We start from the raw sequence: 21,347 nt of genomic DNA on the forward strand, positions 1-21,347 counted from the left end.
CGGGTCACGAGGTGCGTTCGTGCAAAGCCTGTCTAAAGCCTGTCCCTAAACATAGCAAAATGTATCGTTTTGAACCCGTCCCTAAATGACTCATTGGGTGCGGGGGCGCTTGTCGCGGTCGAGGTTGATGTTCTCGAACGTATCGCTGATGAAGTCGTCGCCGAAGTGCCGGTCGATGTACTCCTCGAAGACGTTCTGCGGCGGGATGCCCTCCTGGCGCTTGCCCGCGCGGTAGAAGCACATGACCGTGATGCAGACGTCGAGCGCGATGAAGGCCGTGAGGAGCCCCGCCACCACCGCCTGCCGGCGTGTCGTGGGCTCGCCGATGCGGAAGAGCATCTCCGGCATGATGAGCTTGCACCACGCGAGCCCCAGCACGCCCCACATGATCAGGAAGCGCCACGCCACCCACTGCGTGATGTGGTCGGGGAAGTGCAGGTACGACCACGACCACGCGTGCATGACCGTCTCCATGCCCCAGCCGGCGATCTGCTCGAGGATGCCGCCGATGCCCGCCGAGATGACGAAGATCATCCAGGTGGGCTGGTTGCGCAGCGGCCAGAGCACCGCGGTGAGCAGCACTGCGCCAAACCCGTAGAGCGGCGAGAACGGCCCCCACACGAGGCCCACACGGCTCTCCACGACGCCGTAGAGGGCGTACATGTAGACCGTCTCGAGGATGAGCCCGAGCACCGAGGCGACGAGGAAGATGATGATGTATTGGTAGAACCCCGGGGCGTGGTCGTTCAGGAAGTCCTCGCGCAGCGCGCGCCGGGCCTCATGGATGACGCGCTGCTGCGCGGACGAGATCTTGGGACGGAGCTTGGTGCGGCCGAACGCGGAGCTCTCGGTCCATACCGCGTCGTCGTACACACCGGCGTCGATGCGGCCTTGCCGCAGCATCCGCTTGAAGGTCCTACCCGCGCCGCGCGCGTCGAGATAGCGTTGGGCGAGGTAGGAGATGCCGCGGACGATGAGGAAGAGCGCGACGATGAGCACGACGATGCGAAACACACGGTCTCCTTACGGACGTGGGCGGCCACGGAAGTTCGTTCTCGTACGAATTGCTTGCCGACCATTGTACCCGCTCGGGATGATGTTCAGGAAAAGCCCTCGTAACGGGCGCATCCAAAAAAAGTTGAAATTTATGCTTGCAAGACGGGGGGAACTTGCGTATAGTACTTTCTCGCAAGCGGACATGGCTCAGTTGGTAGAGCACAACCTTGCCAAGGTTGGGGTCGCGGGTTCGAGCCCCGTTGTCCGCTCCATTGTATGAGACGGGCCGGATGTTTTCATTCGGCCTTTTTCATCGGCGACGTGGCCAAGTGGTAAGGCAGAGGCCTGCAAAGCCTTTACCCCCAGTTCGAATCTGGGCGTCGCCTCCATAACAGCGCAGCCGGTGGCGGGTCGATCCGCTGCCGGCTTTTTGCTTGCGCGTGTTTCCCGCGGGCATCACCGCTCTAAAAAAATAAATACTCTTTCAAAGCCTGGTTTTAGCGTCTCTAATCTTCCTAAACTGAAGGCATTGATTACATCGAGTGTCGCAGGAAGGAGACGAAATGGGTCAGAGGGCAACGAGGTACTACCGCATCATCCTGGACGGCTTCGAGCACGAGGAACAGGCCATCGTCATGCGCATGGATTTTCCCGGCAGCATGTTCGGCACCGACCGCTTCGATTACCGCTCCGACGGGTGGGTCGACGACGGGGACCTGTACTTCTCGGTGTTCCTCCGCGGCAATGACGACTACGAGGAGATTTCGGAGGACGAGGCGCGTGCGCTCATCGCCCGCGGCCGCGAGATAGCGCGCGGGCTGTAGGGGCGCGTTCGCGGGGCGGGCGCGCCTGCCTTGATGCGCGTCGCCGTCCCGGGGTGCGCCCGGTGAGAAGCGCGGGGCTCGGGCTCCGCACGACGGACTTCGGAGGTACATGATGCACAAGACGATGGCACGGCTTTCAACGATGGCACTCATCGCGGGGATGGCGGCACCGAGCGCCTTGGCGCCGGCGACCGCGTTCGCCTGCACGGGGGCGGCAGGCGGCACGTGGGAGGGCGAGCCGTCCCGCACCGCCGGGGCGGCGACGGCGTTCTCCGAGGCGACGCAACGCCTCATCGCCGCCGCGAGCGGGCAGGCGGCGATGACCGCCGAGGAGGCGGCAGGCCTTCTCGCGCAGGTGCAGGCGGCAGCCGACGCCGCCCTGCAGGCGGCCGACGCATCCCGGGCGAACGTGGGCGCGACCAAGCAGGCTGCGGCCGACGCGTCCTCGGCGCTCTCGACCGCCCAGCAGCGGTCGTCCCAGTCGCTCGCCGATGAGACCCAGGCGCTCGTCAACGCGCTCGCCGCGGCGCGCGATGCCGCCCAGGAGGCGCAGCGTCAGCAAAAGGAGGCGGAAGGGCAGCTCGACGACCTGACGGGGCAGCTCGACGCCGCCAAGCAGGATGCCGAGGACAAGCAGGGGGCGCTCGACGACGCGCAGGAGAAGCTCGACGAGGCGCAGAGGGCGCTCGATGACCTCGGCGAGAACCCGACCGCCGACGAGCAGGCCGCCTACGACGCGGCGAAGCAGGCCTACGATGATGCCGTGGCGGACAAGGCGGCCAAGCAGCAGGCGGCGGACGAGGCGAAAGCCACCCTCGATGGGCTGCAGGCGCAGCTCGACGAGGCGCGCCGGCAGCGTTCCTCCGCCGAGGACGCGCTTGCGCAAAAGCAGCAGGCCTTGGCCGAGGCCGAAGGGGAGCTCGACGCCGCGCGGGGCGCGTATGCCTCGACCGTCGAGCAGGTGAAGGCGGGCATCCTCGGCGACGCCGGGGAGCGGCTCGATGCCGCCCAGGCCGTATACGACTCCGCGAAGGCGGCCTACGACGAGGCGTGCGCCGCCGCGGACGACCCCTCGGTCGTCGACCGCTCGGCGCTCACCGACGCCGAAGAGGAGCTTGATGCGGCACGTGCGAGCTATGACGAGGCCGTCGCGTCCGCCGAGAAGATCGCGCGGGACGAGGCGCAGTCCAAGGTCGATGCCGCCCAGAGCGCCTACGATGCCGCGCGGGCTGACTACGACGCCTGCCAGCAGGCCATCGACGGCGCTTCGGCGCGCATCGCTCAGCTCGACACCGAGATGGCCGCGGAGAACGCGCGCCTCGACGAGGCGAAGGCCGCCGCGGATGCAGCGGACGGCGTGGTGGACGCGGCCGAACGGGAGCTCGGGGATGCCCAGGCCGCGCTTGATGAGGTTGCCGCCGTCCAGAAGGCGTGGGACGAGCGGCACGATGCGCTGCAGACCGCGCTCGACGAGGCGACCGCGGCCGTTGAGAAGGCGACAGCCGACAAGGACGAGGCCGATGCGCAGGTCACCAAGCTGGGCGAGCAGGTCGCGGACGTCCAGAAGCGCATCGACGACCTCAAGGCGCAGCTCGGCCAGGAGACGACGCGCGCGGTCGAGACCATCTACGATTTCTACGACTACATCCTGCAGCAGAACCCCGGTGATGAGGGCGCACAGGCGGCGAAGGACGCCTTCGACGGCAAAATCGACTTCCGCCGGAACCACGATGTGAACGAGCTGCAGTCCTACACCCATATGGGCGAGGCGAACGACGCGACCCTCATCGAGAACGTCTACAACGCCCTCGACATCATCGAGCAGTGCAACGAGCTGCGCGCGCGAAGCGGTCTCGAGCCGCTCAAGGTGTCGAACTTCGCCATGGCGGTTTCGATCCTCAACGCGAACTGGACGGCCAACTGGGGTGGCGGCCTCGCGCACGCATCGACCGAGGGCTATGCGTCGTACTGGGGCGGCAGGGGGAGCGAGAACGCGAACCGCGGATACGCGCCCGACCGCGCGTTCAGCGGATGGTATTACCAGGAGCTCGCGAACTACGTGGCGCTGCACGGCGCCGAGGCGACCGAGCAAGCGTACGGCCTCAAGGACGGCGTCGACTACACCGTGGGCGCCGATGGAACCGTGACCGTCACCACCCCGACCGGAGTGACATACACCGGCAGCGCGGACGGCCAGACGGGGCATTTCGAGGGCATCCTGGACAGCGGGGTCTCGCTTACGGGCGCCGGCTACAACGGAAACAAATTCGCCGTCCAGCAATTCGGGGCGAGGGAGTATGTGAGCTGCGACGGCTACGGCAACCTCAGCGCCCGATCCTACACGGTCGAGGAGTACCGAGCGCTGCTCGATGAGGCGGTCAAGAACGGCATCACGGTCGAGACGCCGGAAGGGGAGGGCCTCAAGGGGCAGATCGCGGCGCTCGAGGCCGAGCTCGCCGAGCTGAACGCGCAGCTCGGAGACGCCCGGGCGACCCAGGCCGAGGCGTCCTCCGCGCTCGCCACGGCACAGGGAGCGCAGGCCGCCGCACAGCAGGAGCTCGATGCGATGGACGAGCGCCCGACCTCCGAGCGCCTGCAGCAGGCGGTCGACGAGGCGCAGCGGGCGCTCGACGCGGCGAAGGATGCGCAGCAGACGGCGGGAGCGCGGTATGAGAGCGTCAAGGGCTCGGTCGACGCCGCCCTCAAGGAGCTGGGAGCGCAGAAGGATGCGGCCAGCACGGCCCTCGCCGACGCGCAGGCGAGGCTGAGCGGCCTCGCCAGCGACCGTGACACGGCTCAGGCCGAGCTCACGGGCGCGAACGCGCTCCTCGCCTCCCTCAACGGGGCGGCCTTGGGGTACCACGCCGCGCTGGACGGGCGCGACGTGGCGGCGCGGTCGCTCGCCGACGCGCAGGGCGCCCTCGATACCCTCGCTGCCGAGGTCGAGCGGCTCGGTGGCGAAGTGGCCGACGCCACCGCCGACCACGAGGCGAAGCAGGGTGCCGCCGACGCCGCCGGCGCGACCGCCGAGCAAGAGCAAGCCGTCGCGCGCACGAAGGCTGCGCTCGATGCCGCCGAGCAGCAGTTCGGTGCGCTCACGGCCGCGCGGGATACCGCCCGGGACGGCGCGGCCGCGGCTCAAGGCGAGCTCGCTGCCGCCCAGGGGAGGCTCGACGCCCTCATCGAGGACGAGGCCGGCCTCGAGCGTCGCATCGCCGCGCTGGCGGATGTCGCGGCCGAGAACGGTGCCCGCGCCGCCGCGTGGGAGCGGCTGCTCGCGGCGCAGGAGCCCGGGGACATCGTCCTGAACGGCATCGATGACGGCGTGCTCGGCGACACGGGGGCAGAGGCCGCCGTCGCCGCGCAGGCGGCCGGTGCCCACGACCGCCACGCCGCGACGCTCGACGAGATCGCCCGGGCGCAGGCAGCGCTCGACGCGGCTCGGGGGGCGTATGACGCCGCTGTCGCCGACGACGCGGCGACGCAGCGGGAGCTCGTGGAGAAGCTCGCCGACCTCGCGATGGCGCAGGATGCCCACGACCGCCTCATCGCGCGGTTCGCGCCCGGGGATGGGGGCGCACCGGAGGCGGGTGCCGGCACCGTCCGGCAGGCGTCGATGGAGATGGCTGCGCCCGCAGGAGGGATGCCCCAGACCGGGGACGCGTCGCAGCTCGCCGCGCTCGGCTTCGCGGGCGCGGGCGTCGCGGTGCTCGCTGCGGGTGCCGTGGCGTCCCGCAAGCGCCGCGAGGCGTGAGCGCCGCCGCGCAGGCGATGACCCTAGAACAAGCGGGAACCCCGGCTGCCTCGTCGCGACCGGGGTTCCCCGTCTCTTATATCTGCGCGCGCAGCCGCCCGCCGCCGGGCACGCCCGCGCTAGCGTCCCACCTCGGTCTTGCCGATCATGATGTTCAAGATTTCCACGTCCGTGGGCTTCATGCCCACGCGGCCCACGTAGCCCATGCTCGCGATGGTCTCCTCGATGGTCTCCTGCACGAGGCCCTCGCCCGCGCGGAAGCTCCGGCCGGCCATCGCCATGTCGTGCCCGAGGATGGCCGCGTCCACCGCCGCCGAGATCTTCGCCGCGCAGCTCGACTTCGCGCCGTCGCACACGATGCCGCCCACGTTGCCCAGGGTGTTCACGATCGTGGCGCCCACCTGCTCGGGTGTGCCGCCGCTCATCCATGTGATGGCCGCGCCCGCGCCGCAGGCCGCGCACACCGCGCCGCAGAACGCCGAGAGCGCGCCGATGTAGCTCTTCACATGGATCGCGACGAGGTCGGAGAGGGCGAGCGCGCGCAGCAGCCGGTCGCCCTCCACCCCGAGGCGCTCGGCGTACTCCAGGACGGGCAGGCAGGCGGTGATGCCCTGGTTGCCCGAGCCGCACACGATCACGACGGGCATCGCGCAGCCGCTCATGCGCGCGTCCGACCCGGCCGCGGCGCGGGCGCGGGCGCGGCAGGGGGTGTCGGCCTCGCGGCTGTCGAGCAGGGTGCGGCCCACCTCGGCGCCCCAGGCGTGCTCGAGCCCCTCGCGCGAGATGGCGTCGTTCAGGGAGAGCTGGCGCTCGAGGGCGTCGCGCGCCGCCTCGATGCTCCCGTGCTCGGCGAACTCGATGATGGCCTCGAGGCTGAGGGCGGAGAGCACCTGGTCGTGCGCGTCCCGGGCGTCGCTCGCGACTGCCTCGGGCGAGTCGTAGGCGCCGTCGAGCTTCACGCCATCGAGCGCGCGGTAGACGACGTTCGTGTGGTGCTCGGCGATGATGACGTCCGCGACGTGGCCGGAGGCGTGGGCGCGCACGCGGATATAGAGGTTCGGCACGTCGACGGCGAGGGAAACGTCCGCGTAGCCCGCGCGCGCGAGCAGCTCGCGGGTGCGCGCCCGATCCGTATCGTCGACGTCCTCGAGCACCTCGAGCGCGCTCGCGGCGTTTCCGCCCACGGCGCCGAGGGTCGCGGCCGCCTCGAGCCCGGCGAGGCCGCCGGAGTTGGGCACGGTGACGCTCTTGACGTTCTTGATGATATTGCCGGAGCAATCGAGCTCGAGGCGCTCGGGCTCGCAGCCGAGGGTCTCGCGCGCCAGCGCGGCGGCATAGGCGACGGCGATGGGCTCCGTGCACCCGAGGGCGCAGACGAGCTCGCGGTTGAGGATGTCGCAGAATGTGCGGTCGCGTTCGGCGGGGGAGAGGGGTTCGGCCATCGTGTACTCCTTGGGATGCGATCGGCGGACAGAATGCCCCTCCATCATTGCAGCCCGCCCGCACGCCGTCAACGAGGCCCGCCCGCCTCCCGTTCGGCGCGCGCGTAGAACCGTTCCTCCACCTCATCGAAGTTCCGGGCGAAATCCTCCATGGACCCGCACCAGGTGGCGCGCGGCGGCGTGCCGCGGCCCACGTAGGCGGTCTGGATGCCGCAGTCGGGGAAGGGGATGTCGCGCTTGGGGTCGTTGCCCACCATGAGGACCTCATGCGGCTCGAGCCCGAGCTCCTCGAGGGATTCGAGGTAGTAGCGCGCGTCCGGCTTGCAGCGCGTGGAGTTCTCCATGGTGGTCACGAGCTCGAAGGGCATATCGAGCATGCCACCCCAGGCCATGCGGCACTCGATGCAGGCGCGGCTGAAGCTCGGGTTCGTGAGGAGCGCGATGCGCAAGCCCCGGCCCACGACCTCCTCGACCGCCTTGTGCGCGCCCGGACGCGGCCGCGCGGCGATGACCCCGTCGTTTCTGCGGGGAAGCACCTCGCGCTCATAGTATTCGAAGGCGTCGGCGATGACGGGATCGCCAAGCGGGATGCCCAGGCGGCGCTCGATCTCATCGTCGACGTAGGCGCGGTTCGTGCGCGCGTCGTCCTCGTCGCGGGCGTTGGCGTTCAGGTCGTGGAGCACGCCGCCCAAGCCGGCGAGGGCGGAAAGCGGGCTCTTGCGCCCGATGTCGGCGAGCAGCCGTGCCTCGTCGCGGGCGAAGACGGCGATGAAGGCGGTCAGGTTGATGCTGAGCAACGTATCGTCCATGTCGAAGGCCACCGCTTTGAGCATGTCGCTCTCCTCCTCCGTGCGCGCTGTCCGGCCGTGAACCTCGTTCTACCCAAAATGCTATAAAAACCGGTGTGAAACCTAGCGAAAAAACAGGTTACGCACGGAAAAAATCGCACGACATGCTTGAAAACGCGGGCGTTTCAACGTAACCTATTACTTCGTGAATCGATACGGTTCACGTTCGTATCTATCGGCCCCCGAGTGTACCAACGGTGGCGTGAGCGGATCTTCCGCATATGCGCGCATCAGCCGGTTCGAGCAATCGGGGCCCCGTACTTCGAAAGGGGTCCACCTTTGAGTGAGATTCAGAACCCGTCCATCTTCTCGCTGGATGACGACATCACCCCGGAGGAGATGAACAGCCTGTATGACGATTCGGTGATCGACTTCAACGAGGGCGACATCGTCAACGGCACCGTGGTCAAGATCGGGAAGGACGAGGTCCTCGTCGATATCGGATTCAAGTCCGAGGGCGTCATCCCGGTCCGTGAGCTGTCCATCCGCAAGGACGCCGACCCGGCGAGCATCGTCGAGATCGGCGACCCGATCGAAGCTCTCGTGCTCCAGAAGGAGGACAAGGAGGGTCGCCTCGTGCTCTCCAAGAAGCGTGCCGAGTACGAGCGCGCCTGGAACCGCATCGAGGAGAAGTTCCACTCCGGCGAGAACGTCGAGGGCGAGGTCATCGAGGTCGTCAAGGGCGGTCTCATCCTCGACATCGGCCTGCGCGGCTTCCTGCCCGCCTCCCTCGTCGACCTGCGCCGCGTGAAGGACCTCACGCAGTACCTGCACACCTCCATCGAGGCGCGCGTCATCGAGATGGATCGCAACCGCAACAACGTCGTGCTCTCCCGCCGCGTGGTGCTCGAGGAGTCCCGCAAGGCCGAGCGCCAGGAGATCCTCTCCAAGCTCAAGCCCGGCATGCGTCTGCGCGGCACCGTGTCCTCGATCGTCGACTTCGGCGCCTTCGTCGACCTCGGCGGCATCGACGGCCTCGTGCACATCTCCGAGCTCTCCTGGAACCACGTCAACCATCCCTCCGAGGTCGTCAAGGTCGGCCAGGAGATCGAGGTCGAGGTGCTCGACGTCGACCTCAACCGCGAGCGCATCTCCCTCGGCCTCAAGCAGACCACCGAGGATCCGTGGCACGCGCTCGTCAAGAAGTACCCGGTGGGTGCCATCGTCGAGGGTACCGTCACGAAGCTCGTGCCGTTCGGCGCGTTCGTCGACCTCGGTGAGGGCATCGAGGGCCTCGTGCACATCTCCGAGATGGCCAACAAGCACGTCGACCAGCCCAGCCAGGTCACCCATGTGGGCGCCAAGGTGCAGGTCAAGGTCATGGAGATCGAGCTCGATCGTCGCCGCATCTCGCTGTCGATGAAGTCCGCCGCCGAGACCCTCGGCGTGGAGATCGAGGTCGCCCCGCTCGACAAGCCCGAGGAGAAGGCCGAGGACGCCGAGTAGCGTCCGGGTCTGATCCCGTACATTGAGAGCCGAGCGCCCTGGTGCCGTGAGCATCAGGGCGCTTTTTTGTGCAGGAACGCTGTGGGAAGGGATGTGCGCGCATGGCGCAGGGAAGTGAGGGGCGCTTCGACCGTCCGGTCGTGCTGTTCGATTTCGATGGGACGCTCGCCGATACCGGCCCCGCGGTGAAGCGGGCGGCCGAGTACACGCTCCGGACGCATGGCTTCAGCCTCGATGCGGTGGGCGATTTGCAGCTGCTCATCGGGCCGCCGATCGTCGACGGCTTCATGGAGGTCGCGCACCTGACGCGGGAGGAGGCCGAAGGACTCGTCGAGACCTACCGCGCGGCCTTCGCGCAGATGACGCGGCCGGAGGACTACCCGGTTTTCCCGGGGATGGCGGAGCTCGTGGAGGCGCTCTCCGCCGCGGGGCGCACCGTGGGCGTCGCGACCTCGCGTTTGCAGGATTCAGCGGAGCAGATGATCTCGTCGCTGCCCCTGCCGCCCTTCGACGCCATCGTGGGGCGCATCGACGGCGTGCGCCACACCAAGGAGGCGTGCGTGCGGGCGTGCCTGGAGCGCCTCGGCGCCGCCCCCGGCGATGCCGTGCTCGTGGGCGACCGGCGTTTCGATGTCGAGGGGGCGCATGCGGTGGGGCTGCCGTGCATCGGCGTCTACCGCGACGAGGATGCCCGCGCTGAACTCGAGCGCGCGGGCGCGGATGCCCTGTGCACGGACGCCGCCGGGCTCGCCGCGCTGCTCGGCTGTGCGCTTACGGCGTAAGATAGGGAAGGAACGTTCGTTCAGGGAAACCGGAGGGACTGCGATGGATGCAGAGCTGACGGCGCGCGTCGACGCCTATATCGACGAGGTCTGGGAGAACGTGGTGGCGGACATCACCGAGCTGGTGAGCCATCCGTCCGTCGCGGACAGCGCGAAGGGGTCCGAGGGCGCGCCCTTCGGCCCGGAGGTGCGGGACGCCCTCGATTGCGGCCTCGCCATCGCGCGCCGCCTGGGGTACGAGACCGGCGAGGACGCGGGCTACCTCGGCTGGGGCGACATCCCCGGCGAGCAGGCGACGCAGGTCGCCACGATCGCGCACGTCGACGTCGTGCCGGCAGGCCCTGGCTGGGCGACCGACCCATTCCAGGTCGAGCGCCGCGAGGGCTGGCTGCTCGGCCGCGGCGTGAGCGACGACAAGGGCCCCGCGGTTCTCTCGCTGTACGCGGGCGCGTTCTTTCCGCACGAGGGCATCACCCCGCGCTACACCTTCCGCGCGCTGCTGGGCTGCGACGAGGAGGTGGGCATGACCGACGTCCACCACTACCTCGCCGGCCATGCCGCGCCCGCCTTCCTGTTCACGCCGGACGCCTCCTTCCCCGTGTGCAACGCCGAGAAGGGCTGCTTCAACGCGCGCTTCTCGAGCGCTGCCATCGAGGACGGGGTGATCCGCTCCTGGACCGCCGCGGAGGTGTCGAACGCGATCCCGGGCGAGTCCATCGTGGAGCTCTCGGTTGATGCTGAGGTGCTCGCGGTGCCCGCCGAGCTCGCCGACCGGCTCACCGTCGAGGCCGTCCGTCCCGGCGGCGCCCGCATCACGGCGCACGGCGTCGGCGGCCACGCCTCGACGCCCGAGGGGACGGTCAACGCCCTCAAGCTCGTTGTCTCCTTCCTGCGCGCGAACTCCGATCTGCTGAGCCCTGCAGAGCGCGATTTCGTCGAGCTCCTTGCCGTGCTCTCGGCCGATGCCTACGGCGAGGCAGCCGGCGTGGCCACCGCGAGCGAGGCGTTCGGCCCCCTCACCTCCAATGCCGGCAAGATCGTCATGCACGACGGCGTCATCACGCTCTCCCTCGACATCCGCTACCCCGACAGCACGACCTCCGAGGAGCTCGAGCAGCGCCTGGGCGCCCTCGCCGCGGAGCGGGGCGCGTCGTTCGAGGTGGCGTCCGTGAAGCCGCCGTTCTCCGTCTCCGCCGACCACCCGGCCGTGCAGGCGCTCCTCGACGTGTACCGCGAGGTCACCGGCGAGGAGGCCGAGCCGTTCTCGATGGGCGGCGGCACGTACGCGCGGAACTTCCCCTGCGCGGTCTCGTTCGGGCCGGAGGGCGACACCTCGGGCTTCCCGGAGTGGGTCGGCCCCATGCACGGCGCGAACGAGGGTGCGAACGAGGCTGAGCTGCGCCGGGCGCTCAAGATCTACATCCTCGCGCTCGTCCGGCTCATGGAACTCGACTTGTAGGACGTTGGGGGCGCGGCGCGGCGGCGGCGATGTGCTCGGGCGCCGTACCGCGCGTCGCGAGGGGAATCGCAGATGGATCAGATCGTGTACATCGCCATCATCGCGGCGGCGATGGTCTTCGGATGGTACCTGGCGCGCAAGCGGCAGGCGGAGCGGCAGGAGCAGGCGCGCGGCGGGGATACGGCGGCCACCGCCCGCAAGCGGAAGCCCCGCCCGCGCAAGAAGCGGTAGCGCGCACGCAGGAGCCCGCCGGCACATGCGACCTCGGTCGCGGTGCCGGCGGGTTCCGTTGCGTGAAGTATGGAGGTCGTGCCGCGTCCGGGGCGCGCTACCCCTCGAGCGCCTCCGATGCCTCGAGCCAGGAGGTCTCGAGCTCGTCGAGGTCGGCGCGCGCCTGCGAGATCTTCTCCTGCTGCGCCTCGAGCGCGAGGTAATCGGTCGGGGCGATATCGGCCATCTCGGCTTCGAGCCCCTCGATGCGCGAGCGCTGCGTGGCGATGCGCCGCTCGAGGGAGGCGACCTCCTTGCGCAGGCGCTGGCGCTCGGCGTTGGAGAGCTTGGGCGCGTCATCGGGAGCCTGCGCGGGCCCTGTGCCCTCCGCACCCTGAGCGCTGTTGCCGGGTGCGCCCGCATGCCGCTTGCCGCCCTCGTCCGCGTCCCGCGCGGCGGACTCCACGAGCCGCAGGTACTCGTCCACGCCGCCCGGCACGTGCCGCAGGTGCCCGTCGATGAGCGCGAACTGCTGGTCGGTGACGCGCTCCATGAGGTAGCGGTCGTGCGTCACGAGGATGAGCGTGCCCGGCCAGCCGTCGAGCAGGTCCTCCACGATGGCGAGCATGTCCGTGTCGAGGTCGTTGCCCGGCTCGTCGAGGATGAGCACGTTGGGCTCGTCGAGGATCGTGAGCAGGAGCATGAGGCGCCGCCGCTGGCCGCCGGACAGGTCGGCGATGCGGCTCCAGAGCTGCTGGGTGGTGAAGCCGAGGCGCTCGAGGAGCTTCTCGGGGCTCGTCTCCTTGCCGTCGATGACGTAGCGCTGCTTGTAGTGGGCGAGCACCTCGCGGATCGTGTCGTTCAGGTGGGGCGCGAGCTCGTCGAGCTGCTGCGAGAGCATGCCGAAGCGCGCCGTCTTGCCGATCTTCACGCGCCCCGCGCGCGGCTCGAGCTTGCCGCGCACCACATCGAGCAGGGTGGACTTGCCCGCGCCGTTCTCGCCGAGGAGGCCGAAGCGGTCGCCCGCGCCGATGAGCCAGGTCACGTCCTCGAGGACGGCGGGAGCAGGGGTGCCGGTGCCATCGGTGCCGGACGCGGTGTCGTCGTAGCCCGCCGTCACGTCGAGCACGTCGATGACCTGCTTGCCCAGACGCGCCACCGCGAGGCGCTTGAGCTCGAGCTCGTTGCGCAGGGGCGGCACGTCGGCGATGAGCTCGCGGGCGGCCTCGACGCGGAACTTCGGCTTCGTGCTGCGCGCCTGCGCCCCGCGCGAGAGCCAGGCGAGCTCCTTGCGCGCCATGTTGCGCCGCCGCTCCTCGGTCACCTGCGCCAGGCGGTCGCGCTCGACGCGCTGCAGGATGTAGGCGGAGTAGCCGCCCTCGAAGGGGTCGACCGTGCCGTCGTGCACCTCCCACATGGAGGTGCAGACCTCGTCGAGGAACCAGCGGTCGTGCGTGACCATGAGCAGCGCGCCCGCGCCGGCCTGCCAGCGGTTCTGCATGTGGTGCGCGAGCCAGTTGATGGTGCGCATGTCGAGGTGGTTCGTGGGCTCGTCGAGCATGAGCACGTCGTAGTCGCCGATGAGCAGCCGGGCGAGGTCGACGCGGCGGCGCTGCCCGCCCGAGAGCGCGCCCACGGCGCCGTCCCAGGGCACGTCGTGGATGAGGCCGGCGAGCACGTCGCGCACGCGCGGCGAGGAGGCCCACTCGTATTCGGGGGCATCGCCCACGACGGCGTGGCGCACGGTCTCGGCGTCGTCGAGCGCGTCGCGCTGGCCGAGCAGGCCGATGCGCAGGCCGCGCCGGTGCGTCACGCGGCCCTCATCCGGCTCGAGCGCGCCGGCCAAGAGGTTCAGAAGCGTGGATTTCCCATCGCCGTTGCGACCGACGATGCCGATGCGGTCGCCCTCGTTCACCCCGAGGGTCACGTGCGCGAGCACGCGCTTGGTGGGGAACTCGAGCGAGATGTCGTCGCAGCCGAGCAGGATCGCCATAACGTCCCTTCAAGATATGGATGATAGGTCGGTTTCGGAACCCATCTTAGCACCATGCGCCTGCGCCCCGCGCGGCGCCCGCATGCGGCTGTGCCCATCCCTCGGGGCGGGGCGGGGTCGCGCGCCCTAGCGCTCGCGCTCCTGCTTGAGGTTCGGGATGATGCGCTTCCAGATCCACCAGACCGCGACGATGACGACGATGCCGATGATGACGTACTTCACGATGTCGGACACCCACTCGGCCTGTTCGGTCACCGTCTCCCAGGCGCTGCCCGCCGCCGCGCCGAGCGAGCACAGCACGGTGTTCCACACCGCCGAGCCCAGCAGGGTGTAGAGGGCGAAGCGCACCATGTTCATGCGCGCCACGCCGGCGGGGATGGAGATGAGGCTGCGGACGATGGGCACGAAGCGGCAGATGAACACCGAGATCTGGCCGCGGCGGTCGAACCAGTCGATGGCCTTGGAGATGTCGTCGCCCTTGAAGCCCAGAAGGCGCATGGGGCGCGTCTCGAAGAAGCGCATGAGGCGGTCGCGGTTGAGCACCCAGCCGATGCCGTAGAGAATGAAGGCGCCGAGCACCGAGCCCATGGTCGCGGCGATGATGACGCCCGGGAGCGTCAAGTCCGTCGAGGTGGTGAAGAAACCGCCGAGCGGCAGGATGAGCTCGCTCGGGATGGGCGGGAAGACGTTCTCGATGAAGATGAGCGCGCCCACGGCGAAGTAGCCGAACTGGTCGATGAAGTTGAAGAAGAGCTCTTCCATGGATGTCCCCTCATGCAAGCGGCCCCGGGGCGGGGCCGTCGTTACGCTGGGGGAAAGTGTAGCCCATGCGCGCCGCGGTGGCGCGTTTTCCACGGTACCTACGTATGCGGCGGGGCGGGTGGCTGCGCGGTCGGGGCGCCTGCGCGCGTGGGGAAACGCGCATCCGGGGGTGTTACCGCTCGGACGCCTCGGGTGCTTTGGACGCCTTGGGCGCGGGGAGCCAGCGGACAGCCATGAAGCGCGCGAACGGCCGCTCGAAGCCGCGCCAAGCGCAGATCGCCGTGACGCCGCCGGACAGGGCGAGGATGATCGCCGTGCCCACGAGGGGGTCGAGGAGGACGGGCAGGTGGTAGAAGGGCGTCTGGAACGTGAGCCAGGCGCGGATGAGGCGGTGGAGCACGTAGATCTGGAGGGTGCGCTCGCCGAGGCGCGTGAGCGCGCCGCGCGCCGCCGGAACGAGCTTGAGAGCAGCGAGCGAGCAGACGACGGCGCATGCGATCGCGGTGAGCTTCGCGATCATGCCCGGCAGCACGCCGTGGGTGTAGGGGTTGTCGCCGTACACCATGGGGAAGAACCAGTCGAAGGCATGGGCGTCCACCGCGCGCGCGACGGCGAGGCCCGCGAACGCCGCGACCGCCGCCCAGGGCCAGCGGCTTCGCGCGATGCGCTCGACGCGGCTCGTGGCGCAGTAGTACCCCAGCGCGAAGGAGGGAAGGAAGGCGATGGAGCGGCTGATGGCGAGGAAGCCGTCGGACAGGTCGATGCAGCCCCCGATAAGCGCGACGGCCAGGCTTATCGCCACACCCGCCGGCGCGGGGACGCGCGCGAGTGCGGGCGTGGCCAGGTACCACCACACCATGCCGATGAGGTACCACGGCGCGGAGGTGAAGCGCAGGATGCGCGCCGGCACGAGCAGCCCGCTGATCGCCAGGTAGGCGACCTGGTAGGCGAGTCCCAGCAGCGCGAACGAGACCATGCGGTTCACGTTGAGCCGCCCGTCCCTGTAGGCGCCCTTGGCGAAGAGCCCCGACATGAACACGAAGAGCGGCATGTGGAAGAGGTAGATGAGGTCGAACAGGTAGCTCAGGACCGGGTTGTCGTTATGGATGGGATGCATGAAGTGCCCCGCCACCACGAGGATGATGAGCAGCCCCTTCACGTTGTCGAAGCGCGCGATGCGCCCGCGTGCCTCCGCCACGGCGCCTCCCCCCGTTGCCGATGCCATGGGTCGCGCGCCTCGCCCTCGCGGGGACGGCGGGCGCCCGACCCATGGTATCACGCGGCGCGGCGCGGCTACCGCTTCGAGACCTGCATCGCGCGCATGGCGTTCAGGATCGCGATCATGGCCACGCCCACGTCACCGAACACGGCGAGCCACATGTTGGCGATGCCGAAGGCGGCGAGCACGAGGATCACGACCTTCACGCCGATGGCGAACACGATGTTCTGCCAGACGATGCGCATGGTCTTGCGGGCGATGCGCATGGCGCTCGCGATCTTCGAGGGCTTGTCGTCCATGAGCACCACGTCGGCGGCCTCGATGGCGGCGTCCGATCCCATCGCGCCCATGGCGATGCCCACGTCCGCGCGCATGAGCACGGGCGCGTCGTTGATGCCGTCGCCCACGAAGGCGAGCTTGCCGTCGCCGCGCTCGAGGCTGAGCAGGTGCTCGACGGCCGCGACCTTGTCGGCGGGCAGGAGCTGCGCGCGCACCTCGTCGATGCCGAGCTGCGTCCCCACGGCCTCGGCAACGTCGCGCCGGTCGCCGGTGAGCATGACGCAGCGCTTCACGCCCGCCTCGTGCAGGTCGCGGATGGTCTGGGCGGCGTCGTCTTTCACCACGTCGGCGATGACGATGTGCCCGACGTATTCGCCGTCGACCGAGACGTGCAGGATCGTTCCGGTGAGGTCGCAGTCGTGCCACGAGTTGCCGTGCTCGCTCATGAGCTTGTCGTTGCCCACGAGCACCACGCGCTCATCGACGGTCGCCGAGACGCCGTGGCCGGATTCCTCGTGCACGTCGGCGATGCGCGCCTGGTCGATGTCGCCTGAGTAGGCGGCGCGCACGGAGACGGCGATGGGGTGGTTGCTGAACGCCTCGGCATAGGCGGCGTTGCTGAGCACGTAGTCGGGGTCGATGCCCGCCTCGGGGTGGACGGCGACGACATTGAACGTGCCCGAGGTGAGGGTGCCCGTCTTGTCGAAGACCACGGTGTCGACCTTGGAGAGAAGCTCCAGGTAGTTCGAGCCCTTGACGAGGACGCCGAGCTTGGACGCCCCGCCGATGCCGCCGAAGAAGCTGAGCGGCACGGAGATGACGAGCGCGCACGGGCAGCTCACCACGAGGAAGGTGAGGCCGCGCAGCAGCCAGTCGGACCAGGCGCCCATGCCCGCGAGCGGCGGGATCACGGCGAGGAGCACGGCCGAGATCGTGACGACCGGCGTGTACACGCGGGCGAAGCGCGTGATGAAGTTCTCGGTGCGCGCCTTCTTCTCGCTCGCGTTCTCCACGAGCTCGAGGATGCGGCTCACCGTGGACGCGCCGAAGGGCTTCGTGGTGCGGATGCGCAGCACGCCCGTCATGTTGATGCAGCCGGAGATGACCTCCGCCCCGGGCTCCACGTGGCGCGGGATGCTCTCGCCCGTGAGGGCGGCGGTGTCGAGCTGCGAGGCGCCCTCGGTCACGACGCCGTCGATGGGCACGCGCTCGCCGGGCTTGACGACGATGATGCTGCCCACCGCGACCTCGTCCGGGTCGACCTCCTCGAGCTCGCCGTCGCGCTCGATGTTGGCATAGTCGGGCGCGATGTCCATCATCTCGCTGATGGATTTGCGGCTCTTGCCCACGGCGTAGCTCTGGAAGAGCTCGCCCACCTGGTAGAAGAGCATGACGGCGCAACCCTCGGCCGCTTGGGGCTCGGTCTCGGGGAAGAGGATGGTGGCGAAGGCGCCGATGGTGGCGACGGTCATGAGGAAGGCCTCGTCGAACGCCTGCCCGCGGCGGATGTTGCGCCATGCCTTGATGAGCACGTCGTAGCCGGCGATGAGGTAGGGCACGAGGTAGAGGGCGAACGCGACATACGGGCTGTACGCCCCGAACGCCCGCGCGAGCACGCCCGTCTTCTCGGCAACCAGGATGACGGCGAAGAGGCCAATTGCGAGGAGGATGCGGTTGCGCCACGCGCGCTGTTTCTTGTTCATGTAAAAACACCCCAGGGGTTTTTCAACGTTGCCTATTTGAGCATATGTTCATGTGTTCGACAGGAGGCTGCTCCGCGCTCCGACGAGGCGAGGCGGTTAGCGCAGGATCTCACAGTCGGGCTCGAGGTCGGCGGTGAGCTTCACCACGCGGTCGAGCACCTCGTCGAAGTCGGCGTCGTCGGCCGTGGTGAGGGTGAGCTTCTGGGTCAGGAAGTTCACGCGCGCCTTCTCCACGCCGGGGAGCTTGCTGATGGCGTCCTCGAGCTTCTGGGCGCAGACGGCGCAATCGATCTCATCGAGTTTGAATGACTTGCGCATGGCGGGTTCCTTTCTTCGCAGCGTGCGGTGCCGCGCGGCTTATTCGCAGATATGGCTCATGCCCTGGGCGAGCATGGTGTGGACGTGGTCGTCGGCGAGCGAGTAGATGAGGCTGCGCCCGTCGCGATCGAAGCGCACGAGGCGCGCCTGCTTCAGGATGCGGAGCTGATGGCTCACGGCGCTCTGCGTGGCGCCGATGGTCTCGGCGATGTCGCCCACGGAGCGCGGCGTGTCGAAGAGCGCGTACAGGATCTTGATGCGCGTCGTGTCGCTGAACACCTTGAAGAGGTCGGCGAGGTCGAGCAGCAGCTCCTCGTCGGGCATGCAGGGCTCGTCGCCGGGTACCGCGGTCGCGGTGGTGTCGGTCATGCTCGCTCCTTTCAACATATGTGCATACGTTCAGATGTTGTTATCTATGATTATATGAACGCATATTCATATGTCAAGGAAAAAGGGGATCGATTTTGGCGCCGGGCGCGCTCGTTTTCCCGTGCAGGGGCGCGTCCACCACGAGAACAGCGCCCCTGAAGCATGTTCGAGCCTCGATACTGAGTGGGATTGGGCGCTCGCCGAGTAGACCGCGCATGCAGCCGATGCCCACCTGCGGTTTTCCGCGCCATTCAGGCTGGCTACGTGCCGGGTTCGAAATCCCACACAGTATCGAGGCTCGAGCACGCGCGCGGGGGAGGGCGAGCACACCGAAACCGCCCCGATCCCAAGGGAACCGGGGCAGCGACGGAAGCAACTCGGATTTACGGGCGATCCTGTGGACCCTGCCTACGTGTTCGGCCCCTGGACGAACCAGAGCAGGTCGGACGCGAACGGGTCGGGGCAGAAATCGAGCCGGATGCAGGCTACGGCGCCCGGGGAGAAGCTCAGCTCCGCCCCGCAGAGGCGCTCGGCGACGCGCTCCATGAACGGGATGTGCCCCACGGCGATGACGCACGGCGCGTCGCTCGCGCGGAGCTCATCGAGAAACGCCTCCTCGTCTTGCTCGAAGAGGCAGGGGAGCGGCGTGACCGGGCGCTCGCCGATCGCCGCGACCACCGCCTCCGACGTCTGCCGGGCGCGGAGCGCGGGGCTCGTCCAGATCACGGCCGCGGCGCGCTCCTCGGCGCCGAGGAGCGAGAACGAGCGGGCGAACCCGTCCGGTGCGGCAAGCGCCGCCTGCCCGTCGGGCGTGAGGGAGCGGTCGGCATCCGCCATGCCGGGCTGCGCCCGCTCGGCGCGACCATGGCGGACGAGGATGAGCATGCGATCCATGAGGTACTCCAATCCCTCGGGTTACCAGCTCCATACCGTTGTGATACCCAGCTTGGGGCTCAGCTGAACTCGACGACGGCGTACGGTTTGCCGTCCGGGGCGTCGAGGACGACGACGGTGCGCCCGTCCTCCTGCGCGTACCGGGGATAGATGGTGTCGCCGAGCACCGCCGAGCGCCGGTAGTCCACGCGCACGCACGCGGGCACGATGTCGCTCGGCAGCACCTCGAGGGCGATCTGCACGTATTGGCCGTTGTTGACGTGCTCGTTCGTGTCGATCTGGTGGCGGAGCACCGTGAGCGGAGTGCCGGGCGCGAGGGCATCGGGCACGCGCACGCGCCGCGTCTCCTCGGGCATGGGAAGCGGTTCGTGGGTGCCGTAGCAGGCGGTGTCCTCCGCGGTCGGGCGGATGGGCCGGCCGCTTGCAAGGTCGATGAGCGCCCACGTGGAGCGCGCCTTCGCGATGAGGGAGCCCGCCTCGTCGCGCAGGAAGAAGAAGCGCGTGGCCGAGAGGCTCTTGAACGAGCTCGCGAACGTCCCCGCCGTGACGCGCTCCGCGAGGCGGGGGTAGCGCTCGATGACGATCTGCCAATGGGTGAGCACCCAGGCGCGCTGGTGCTCCTTGAGCCACAGCATGCCCATGCCGAGCTCCTCCGACTGGAAGGTGCTGCAATCCTGAAAGTAGTCGATGAGGGCGGGGAGGGTGAGCTGGCCGCGATGGTCCACCTCGCTGTAGCGGATGCGCGCGTCGAATTCGAAGATCGCGCTCGTGCCCGGTGCTTCCATGGCCATGCGATGCCCTCCAAAGGTTCGAGATGGGTCGGGGTGCTTCGTATGTGAGGATAGCACGGTGCGGCGGGCGGTGGGCGCGGTGGGGTTTCGTCGCGAGCCGCTCCCGGGCGGCACCCACGCCCTCGTCCGCCCCGTCCGGCGCCTACGCCCGGGGCGAGAACATGTTCTTGCGCGCGAACTCCGCCTGCACGGTGCGGAGCATGAGGTCGGCGTCGGCGAGGCCCAGGTGCCGCTCCTTCTCGTCCTGGGCGAGCGTCCCGCGGCGCCGCGCCCAGTTCTCCAGGCTCGCGGGCGCGCTCTCGCGCGGGAGCGCGGCGACCTCGCCGTCGAGCCTGCGGCAGATGTCGCGCGAGTCGATGACCGCGATCTGGCCGGCGCGGCGCGCCTCGGCGTAGCCGTTGAGGTGCAGGCGGAACCACGAATCCTCGAACGCGGCGTTATGCGCCATGATGGGGTAGCGCTTCATGAGGTCGAGCAGGCCGGCCTGGGCCTCCGTATCGGTGCGGAAGGGCGTCTTGCCCTCGAGGTCGTCCCAGGTGATGCCGTGGATGCGCGTGAGCGGGACGCCTGTGGTGCGGTACGGCTCCTCGGGCAGGCCGTAGAAGCGCTCACCGCCCGCGAACGGCTTAGAATCCGCGGCGAGCTCCATGAGCTCGAGGCCCATATTGATGATGTAGCCGCGCTCCGGGGCGGTGCCGGTGGTCTCAATATCGATGCCGATGACCACCCCGCGCACCGGCGCGCTCACGTAGGCGACGGCGAGCGCATCGCGGTCGCCCGCGACCTCGCGCTCCACCTCGGAGGCGGGGCGCTGCTGCATGGTCGCGATGCCCCGGCAAAGGTCCGCCTCCGAGAGGTTCCGCGCGAGCGCCACGGAGTTCAGGTTACGCAGCTTCTCCTCGCCGATCTGGTCGCACAGGGCGCGGTTGCGGTCGGCGAGCTCGCGCACGATGTCGAAGGGGAAGCCGGGATCCTCGTCGCTGGAGAACGCGTCGAGCAGCGCCCGCAGCGCCTCCTCGTTGCGCTGCCGCTCGGACTGGAGCGCGGCGTCGCCCCCGAAGAGGAGCGGCATCGAGGGCTGCATCGTGTAATCGAGGGCCTGCTCAACGTTCACGGCCATCACCTTCCGTGCGAGTAAAGTTTGCTTAGCTAAACTATCGTGCGTACAATAGCAGATTCCGAGGAGGCGAAACGGCGCCGCCGCGAGGGGTATGAACCCTTGGAGGAGCCGGAGCGCCGCGCGCCCGCGCCCACGGGG

18 protein-coding genes and 2 tRNA genes are annotated in these 21,347 nt (G+C 68.9%); 8 read left to right on the plus strand and 12 right to left on the minus strand.

The window, feature by feature from the left end; translation table 11 throughout:
* Positions 1-90: 90 nt before the first annotated feature.
* Positions 91-1,014, minus strand: coding sequence for a putative ABC transporter permease (locus tag BN423_RS00345; RefSeq protein WP_019238293.1), 924 nt, complete (start codon positions 1,012-1,014; stop codon positions 91-93).
* Between the two features lie 178 nt (positions 1,015-1,192).
* Between BN423_RS00345 and BN423_RS00350 the strand changes: the two genes are divergently transcribed.
* From BN423_RS00350 to BN423_RS00365, 4 genes are all read left to right on the plus strand, one after another.
* A tRNA-Gly gene (locus tag BN423_RS00350) sits at positions 1,193-1,268 on the plus strand.
* Positions 1,269-1,311: 43 nt separating this feature from the next.
* Positions 1,312-1,385 (plus strand) — tRNA-Cys (locus BN423_RS00355).
* Between the two features lie 174 nt (positions 1,386-1,559).
* Positions 1,560-1,820 (plus strand): hypothetical protein, encoded by a 261-nt coding sequence (locus BN423_RS00360; protein WP_019238294.1) that lies wholly within the window; start codon positions 1,560-1,562, stop codon positions 1,818-1,820.
* Between the two features lie 109 nt (positions 1,821-1,929).
* The gene (locus BN423_RS00365; protein ID WP_019247097.1) at positions 1,930-5,574 is read left to right on the plus strand and encodes a CAP domain-containing protein; all 3,645 of its coding nucleotides are present in this window, start codon (positions 1,930-1,932) and stop codon (positions 5,572-5,574) included.
* A 119-nt stretch (positions 5,575-5,693) separates the two neighbouring features.
* Here BN423_RS00365 and BN423_RS00370 read toward each other — a convergent pair whose 3' ends face one another.
* Both BN423_RS00370 and BN423_RS00375 read right to left on the minus strand, forming a co-directional pair.
* A complete protein-coding gene (locus BN423_RS00370; protein WP_019238296.1) occupies positions 5,694-7,016 on the minus strand; it encodes an L-cysteine desulfidase family protein in 1,323 nt (440 codons plus the stop codon).
* Positions 7,017-7,084: 68 nt separating this feature from the next.
* A complete protein-coding gene (locus BN423_RS00375; RefSeq protein WP_019238297.1) occupies positions 7,085-7,849 on the minus strand; it encodes an HAD family hydrolase in 765 nt (254 codons plus the stop codon).
* Positions 7,850-8,143: 294 nt separating this feature from the next.
* Here BN423_RS00375 and rpsA point away from each other — a divergent pair, with 294 nt between their 5' ends.
* From rpsA to BN423_RS11635, 4 genes are all read left to right on the plus strand, one after another.
* A complete protein-coding gene (rpsA, locus tag BN423_RS00380) occupies positions 8,144-9,310 on the plus strand; it encodes a 30S ribosomal protein S1 (RefSeq protein ID WP_019238298.1) in 1,167 nt (388 codons plus the stop codon).
* A gap of 101 nt (positions 9,311-9,411) precedes the next feature.
* On the plus strand, positions 9,412-10,092 hold the full coding sequence (locus BN423_RS00385) for an HAD hydrolase-like protein (protein WP_019238299.1): 681 nt from the start codon (positions 9,412-9,414) through the stop codon (positions 10,090-10,092).
* Positions 10,093-10,135: 43 nt separating this feature from the next.
* Entirely contained in the window at positions 10,136-11,551 is a 1,416-nt protein-coding gene (locus tag BN423_RS00390; protein ID WP_019238300.1) for a Sapep family Mn(2+)-dependent dipeptidase, read from the plus strand.
* Positions 11,552-11,623: 72 nt separating this feature from the next.
* Entirely contained in the window at positions 11,624-11,782 is a 159-nt protein-coding gene (locus BN423_RS11635; protein ID WP_019238301.1) for a hypothetical protein, read from the plus strand.
* Between the two features lie 97 nt (positions 11,783-11,879).
* Here BN423_RS11635 and BN423_RS00400 read toward each other — a convergent pair whose 3' ends face one another.
* The 9 genes from BN423_RS00400 to BN423_RS00440 all read right to left on the minus strand — a co-directional run bounded on the left by BN423_RS00400 (position 11,880) and on the right by BN423_RS00440 (position 21,209).
* Positions 11,880-13,754, minus strand: a complete 1,875-nt coding sequence (locus BN423_RS00400; protein ID WP_019238302.1) for an ABC-F family ATP-binding cassette domain-containing protein — start codon at positions 13,752-13,754, stop codon at positions 11,880-11,882.
* A 126-nt stretch (positions 13,755-13,880) separates the two neighbouring features.
* Complete coding sequence (locus BN423_RS00405) at positions 13,881-14,516, minus strand: DedA family protein (protein ID WP_019238303.1); 636 nt, start codon at positions 14,514-14,516, stop codon at positions 13,881-13,883.
* Positions 14,517-14,688: 172 nt separating this feature from the next.
* Positions 14,689-15,714, minus strand: coding sequence for an acyltransferase family protein (locus tag BN423_RS00410; protein ID WP_019247094.1), 1,026 nt, complete (start codon positions 15,712-15,714; stop codon positions 14,689-14,691).
* A gap of 95 nt (positions 15,715-15,809) precedes the next feature.
* Entirely contained in the window at positions 15,810-17,717 is a 1,908-nt protein-coding gene (locus BN423_RS00415) for a heavy metal translocating P-type ATPase (RefSeq protein WP_019238305.1), read from the minus strand.
* Between the two features lie 96 nt (positions 17,718-17,813).
* On the minus strand, positions 17,814-18,035 hold the full coding sequence (locus tag BN423_RS00420) for a cation transporter (RefSeq protein WP_019238306.1): 222 nt from the start codon (positions 18,033-18,035) through the stop codon (positions 17,814-17,816).
* A 39-nt stretch (positions 18,036-18,074) separates the two neighbouring features.
* Entirely contained in the window at positions 18,075-18,404 is a 330-nt protein-coding gene (locus tag BN423_RS00425; protein ID WP_019238307.1) for an ArsR/SmtB family transcription factor, read from the minus strand.
* Between the two features lie 408 nt (positions 18,405-18,812).
* Entirely contained in the window at positions 18,813-19,298 is a 486-nt protein-coding gene (locus BN423_RS00430) for a SixA phosphatase family protein (protein WP_232385448.1), read from the minus strand.
* 59 nt (positions 19,299-19,357) lie between these two features.
* The gene (locus tag BN423_RS00435; protein ID WP_019238309.1) at positions 19,358-20,089 is read right to left on the minus strand and encodes an acyl-[acyl-carrier-protein] thioesterase; all 732 of its coding nucleotides are present in this window, start codon (positions 20,087-20,089) and stop codon (positions 19,358-19,360) included.
* Between the two features lie 142 nt (positions 20,090-20,231).
* Positions 20,232-21,209, minus strand: a complete 978-nt coding sequence (locus BN423_RS00440) for a 3'-5' exonuclease (RefSeq protein ID WP_019238310.1) — start codon at positions 21,207-21,209, stop codon at positions 20,232-20,234.
* Between the last annotated feature and the right edge of the window lie 138 nt (positions 21,210-21,347).

Origin of the sequence: Enorma timonensis, from assembly GCF_000321165.1 — a bacterium.
Classification (GTDB): Bacteria; Actinomycetota; Coriobacteriia; order Coriobacteriales; family Coriobacteriaceae; genus Enorma.

Excerpts from the sequence above, each read along its gene's own strand:
- BN423_RS00360 (WP_019238294.1), top strand. The coding sequence starts at position 1,560 with ATGGGTCAGAGGGCAACGAGGTACTACCGCATCATCCTGGACGGCTTC.
- BN423_RS00365 (WP_019247097.1), top strand. The coding sequence starts at position 1,930 with ATGATGCACAAGACGATGGCACGGCTTTCAACGATGGCACTCATCGCG.
- BN423_RS00370 (WP_019238296.1), bottom strand. The coding sequence starts at position 7,016 with ATGGCCGAACCCCTCTCCCCCGCCGAACGCGACCGCACATTCTGCGAC.
- BN423_RS00375 (WP_019238297.1), bottom strand. The coding sequence starts at position 7,849 with ATGCTCAAAGCGGTGGCCTTCGACATGGACGATACGTTGCTCAGCATC.
- BN423_RS00385 (WP_019238299.1), top strand. The coding sequence starts at position 9,412 with ATGGCGCAGGGAAGTGAGGGGCGCTTCGACCGTCCGGTCGTGCTGTTC.
- BN423_RS00390 (WP_019238300.1), top strand. The coding sequence starts at position 10,136 with ATGGATGCAGAGCTGACGGCGCGCGTCGACGCCTATATCGACGAGGTC.
- BN423_RS11635 (WP_019238301.1), top strand. The coding sequence starts at position 11,624 with ATGGATCAGATCGTGTACATCGCCATCATCGCGGCGGCGATGGTCTTC.
- BN423_RS00400 (WP_019238302.1), bottom strand. The coding sequence starts at position 13,754 with ATGGCGATCCTGCTCGGCTGCGACGACATCTCGCTCGAGTTCCCCACC.
- BN423_RS00405 (WP_019238303.1), bottom strand. The coding sequence starts at position 14,516 with ATGGAAGAGCTCTTCTTCAACTTCATCGACCAGTTCGGCTACTTCGCC.
- BN423_RS00415 (WP_019238305.1), bottom strand. The coding sequence starts at position 17,717 with ATGAACAAGAAACAGCGCGCGTGGCGCAACCGCATCCTCCTCGCAATT.
- BN423_RS00420 (WP_019238306.1), bottom strand. The coding sequence starts at position 18,035 with ATGCGCAAGTCATTCAAACTCGATGAGATCGATTGCGCCGTCTGCGCC.
- BN423_RS00425 (WP_019238307.1), bottom strand. The coding sequence starts at position 18,404 with ATGACCGACACCACCGCGACCGCGGTACCCGGCGACGAGCCCTGCATG.
- BN423_RS00430 (WP_232385448.1), bottom strand. The coding sequence starts at position 19,298 with ATGGATCGCATGCTCATCCTCGTCCGCCATGGTCGCGCCGAGCGGGCG.
- BN423_RS00435 (WP_019238309.1), bottom strand. The coding sequence starts at position 20,089 with ATGGCCATGGAAGCACCGGGCACGAGCGCGATCTTCGAATTCGACGCG.
- BN423_RS00440 (WP_019238310.1), bottom strand. The coding sequence starts at position 21,209 with ATGGCCGTGAACGTTGAGCAGGCCCTCGATTACACGATGCAGCCCTCG.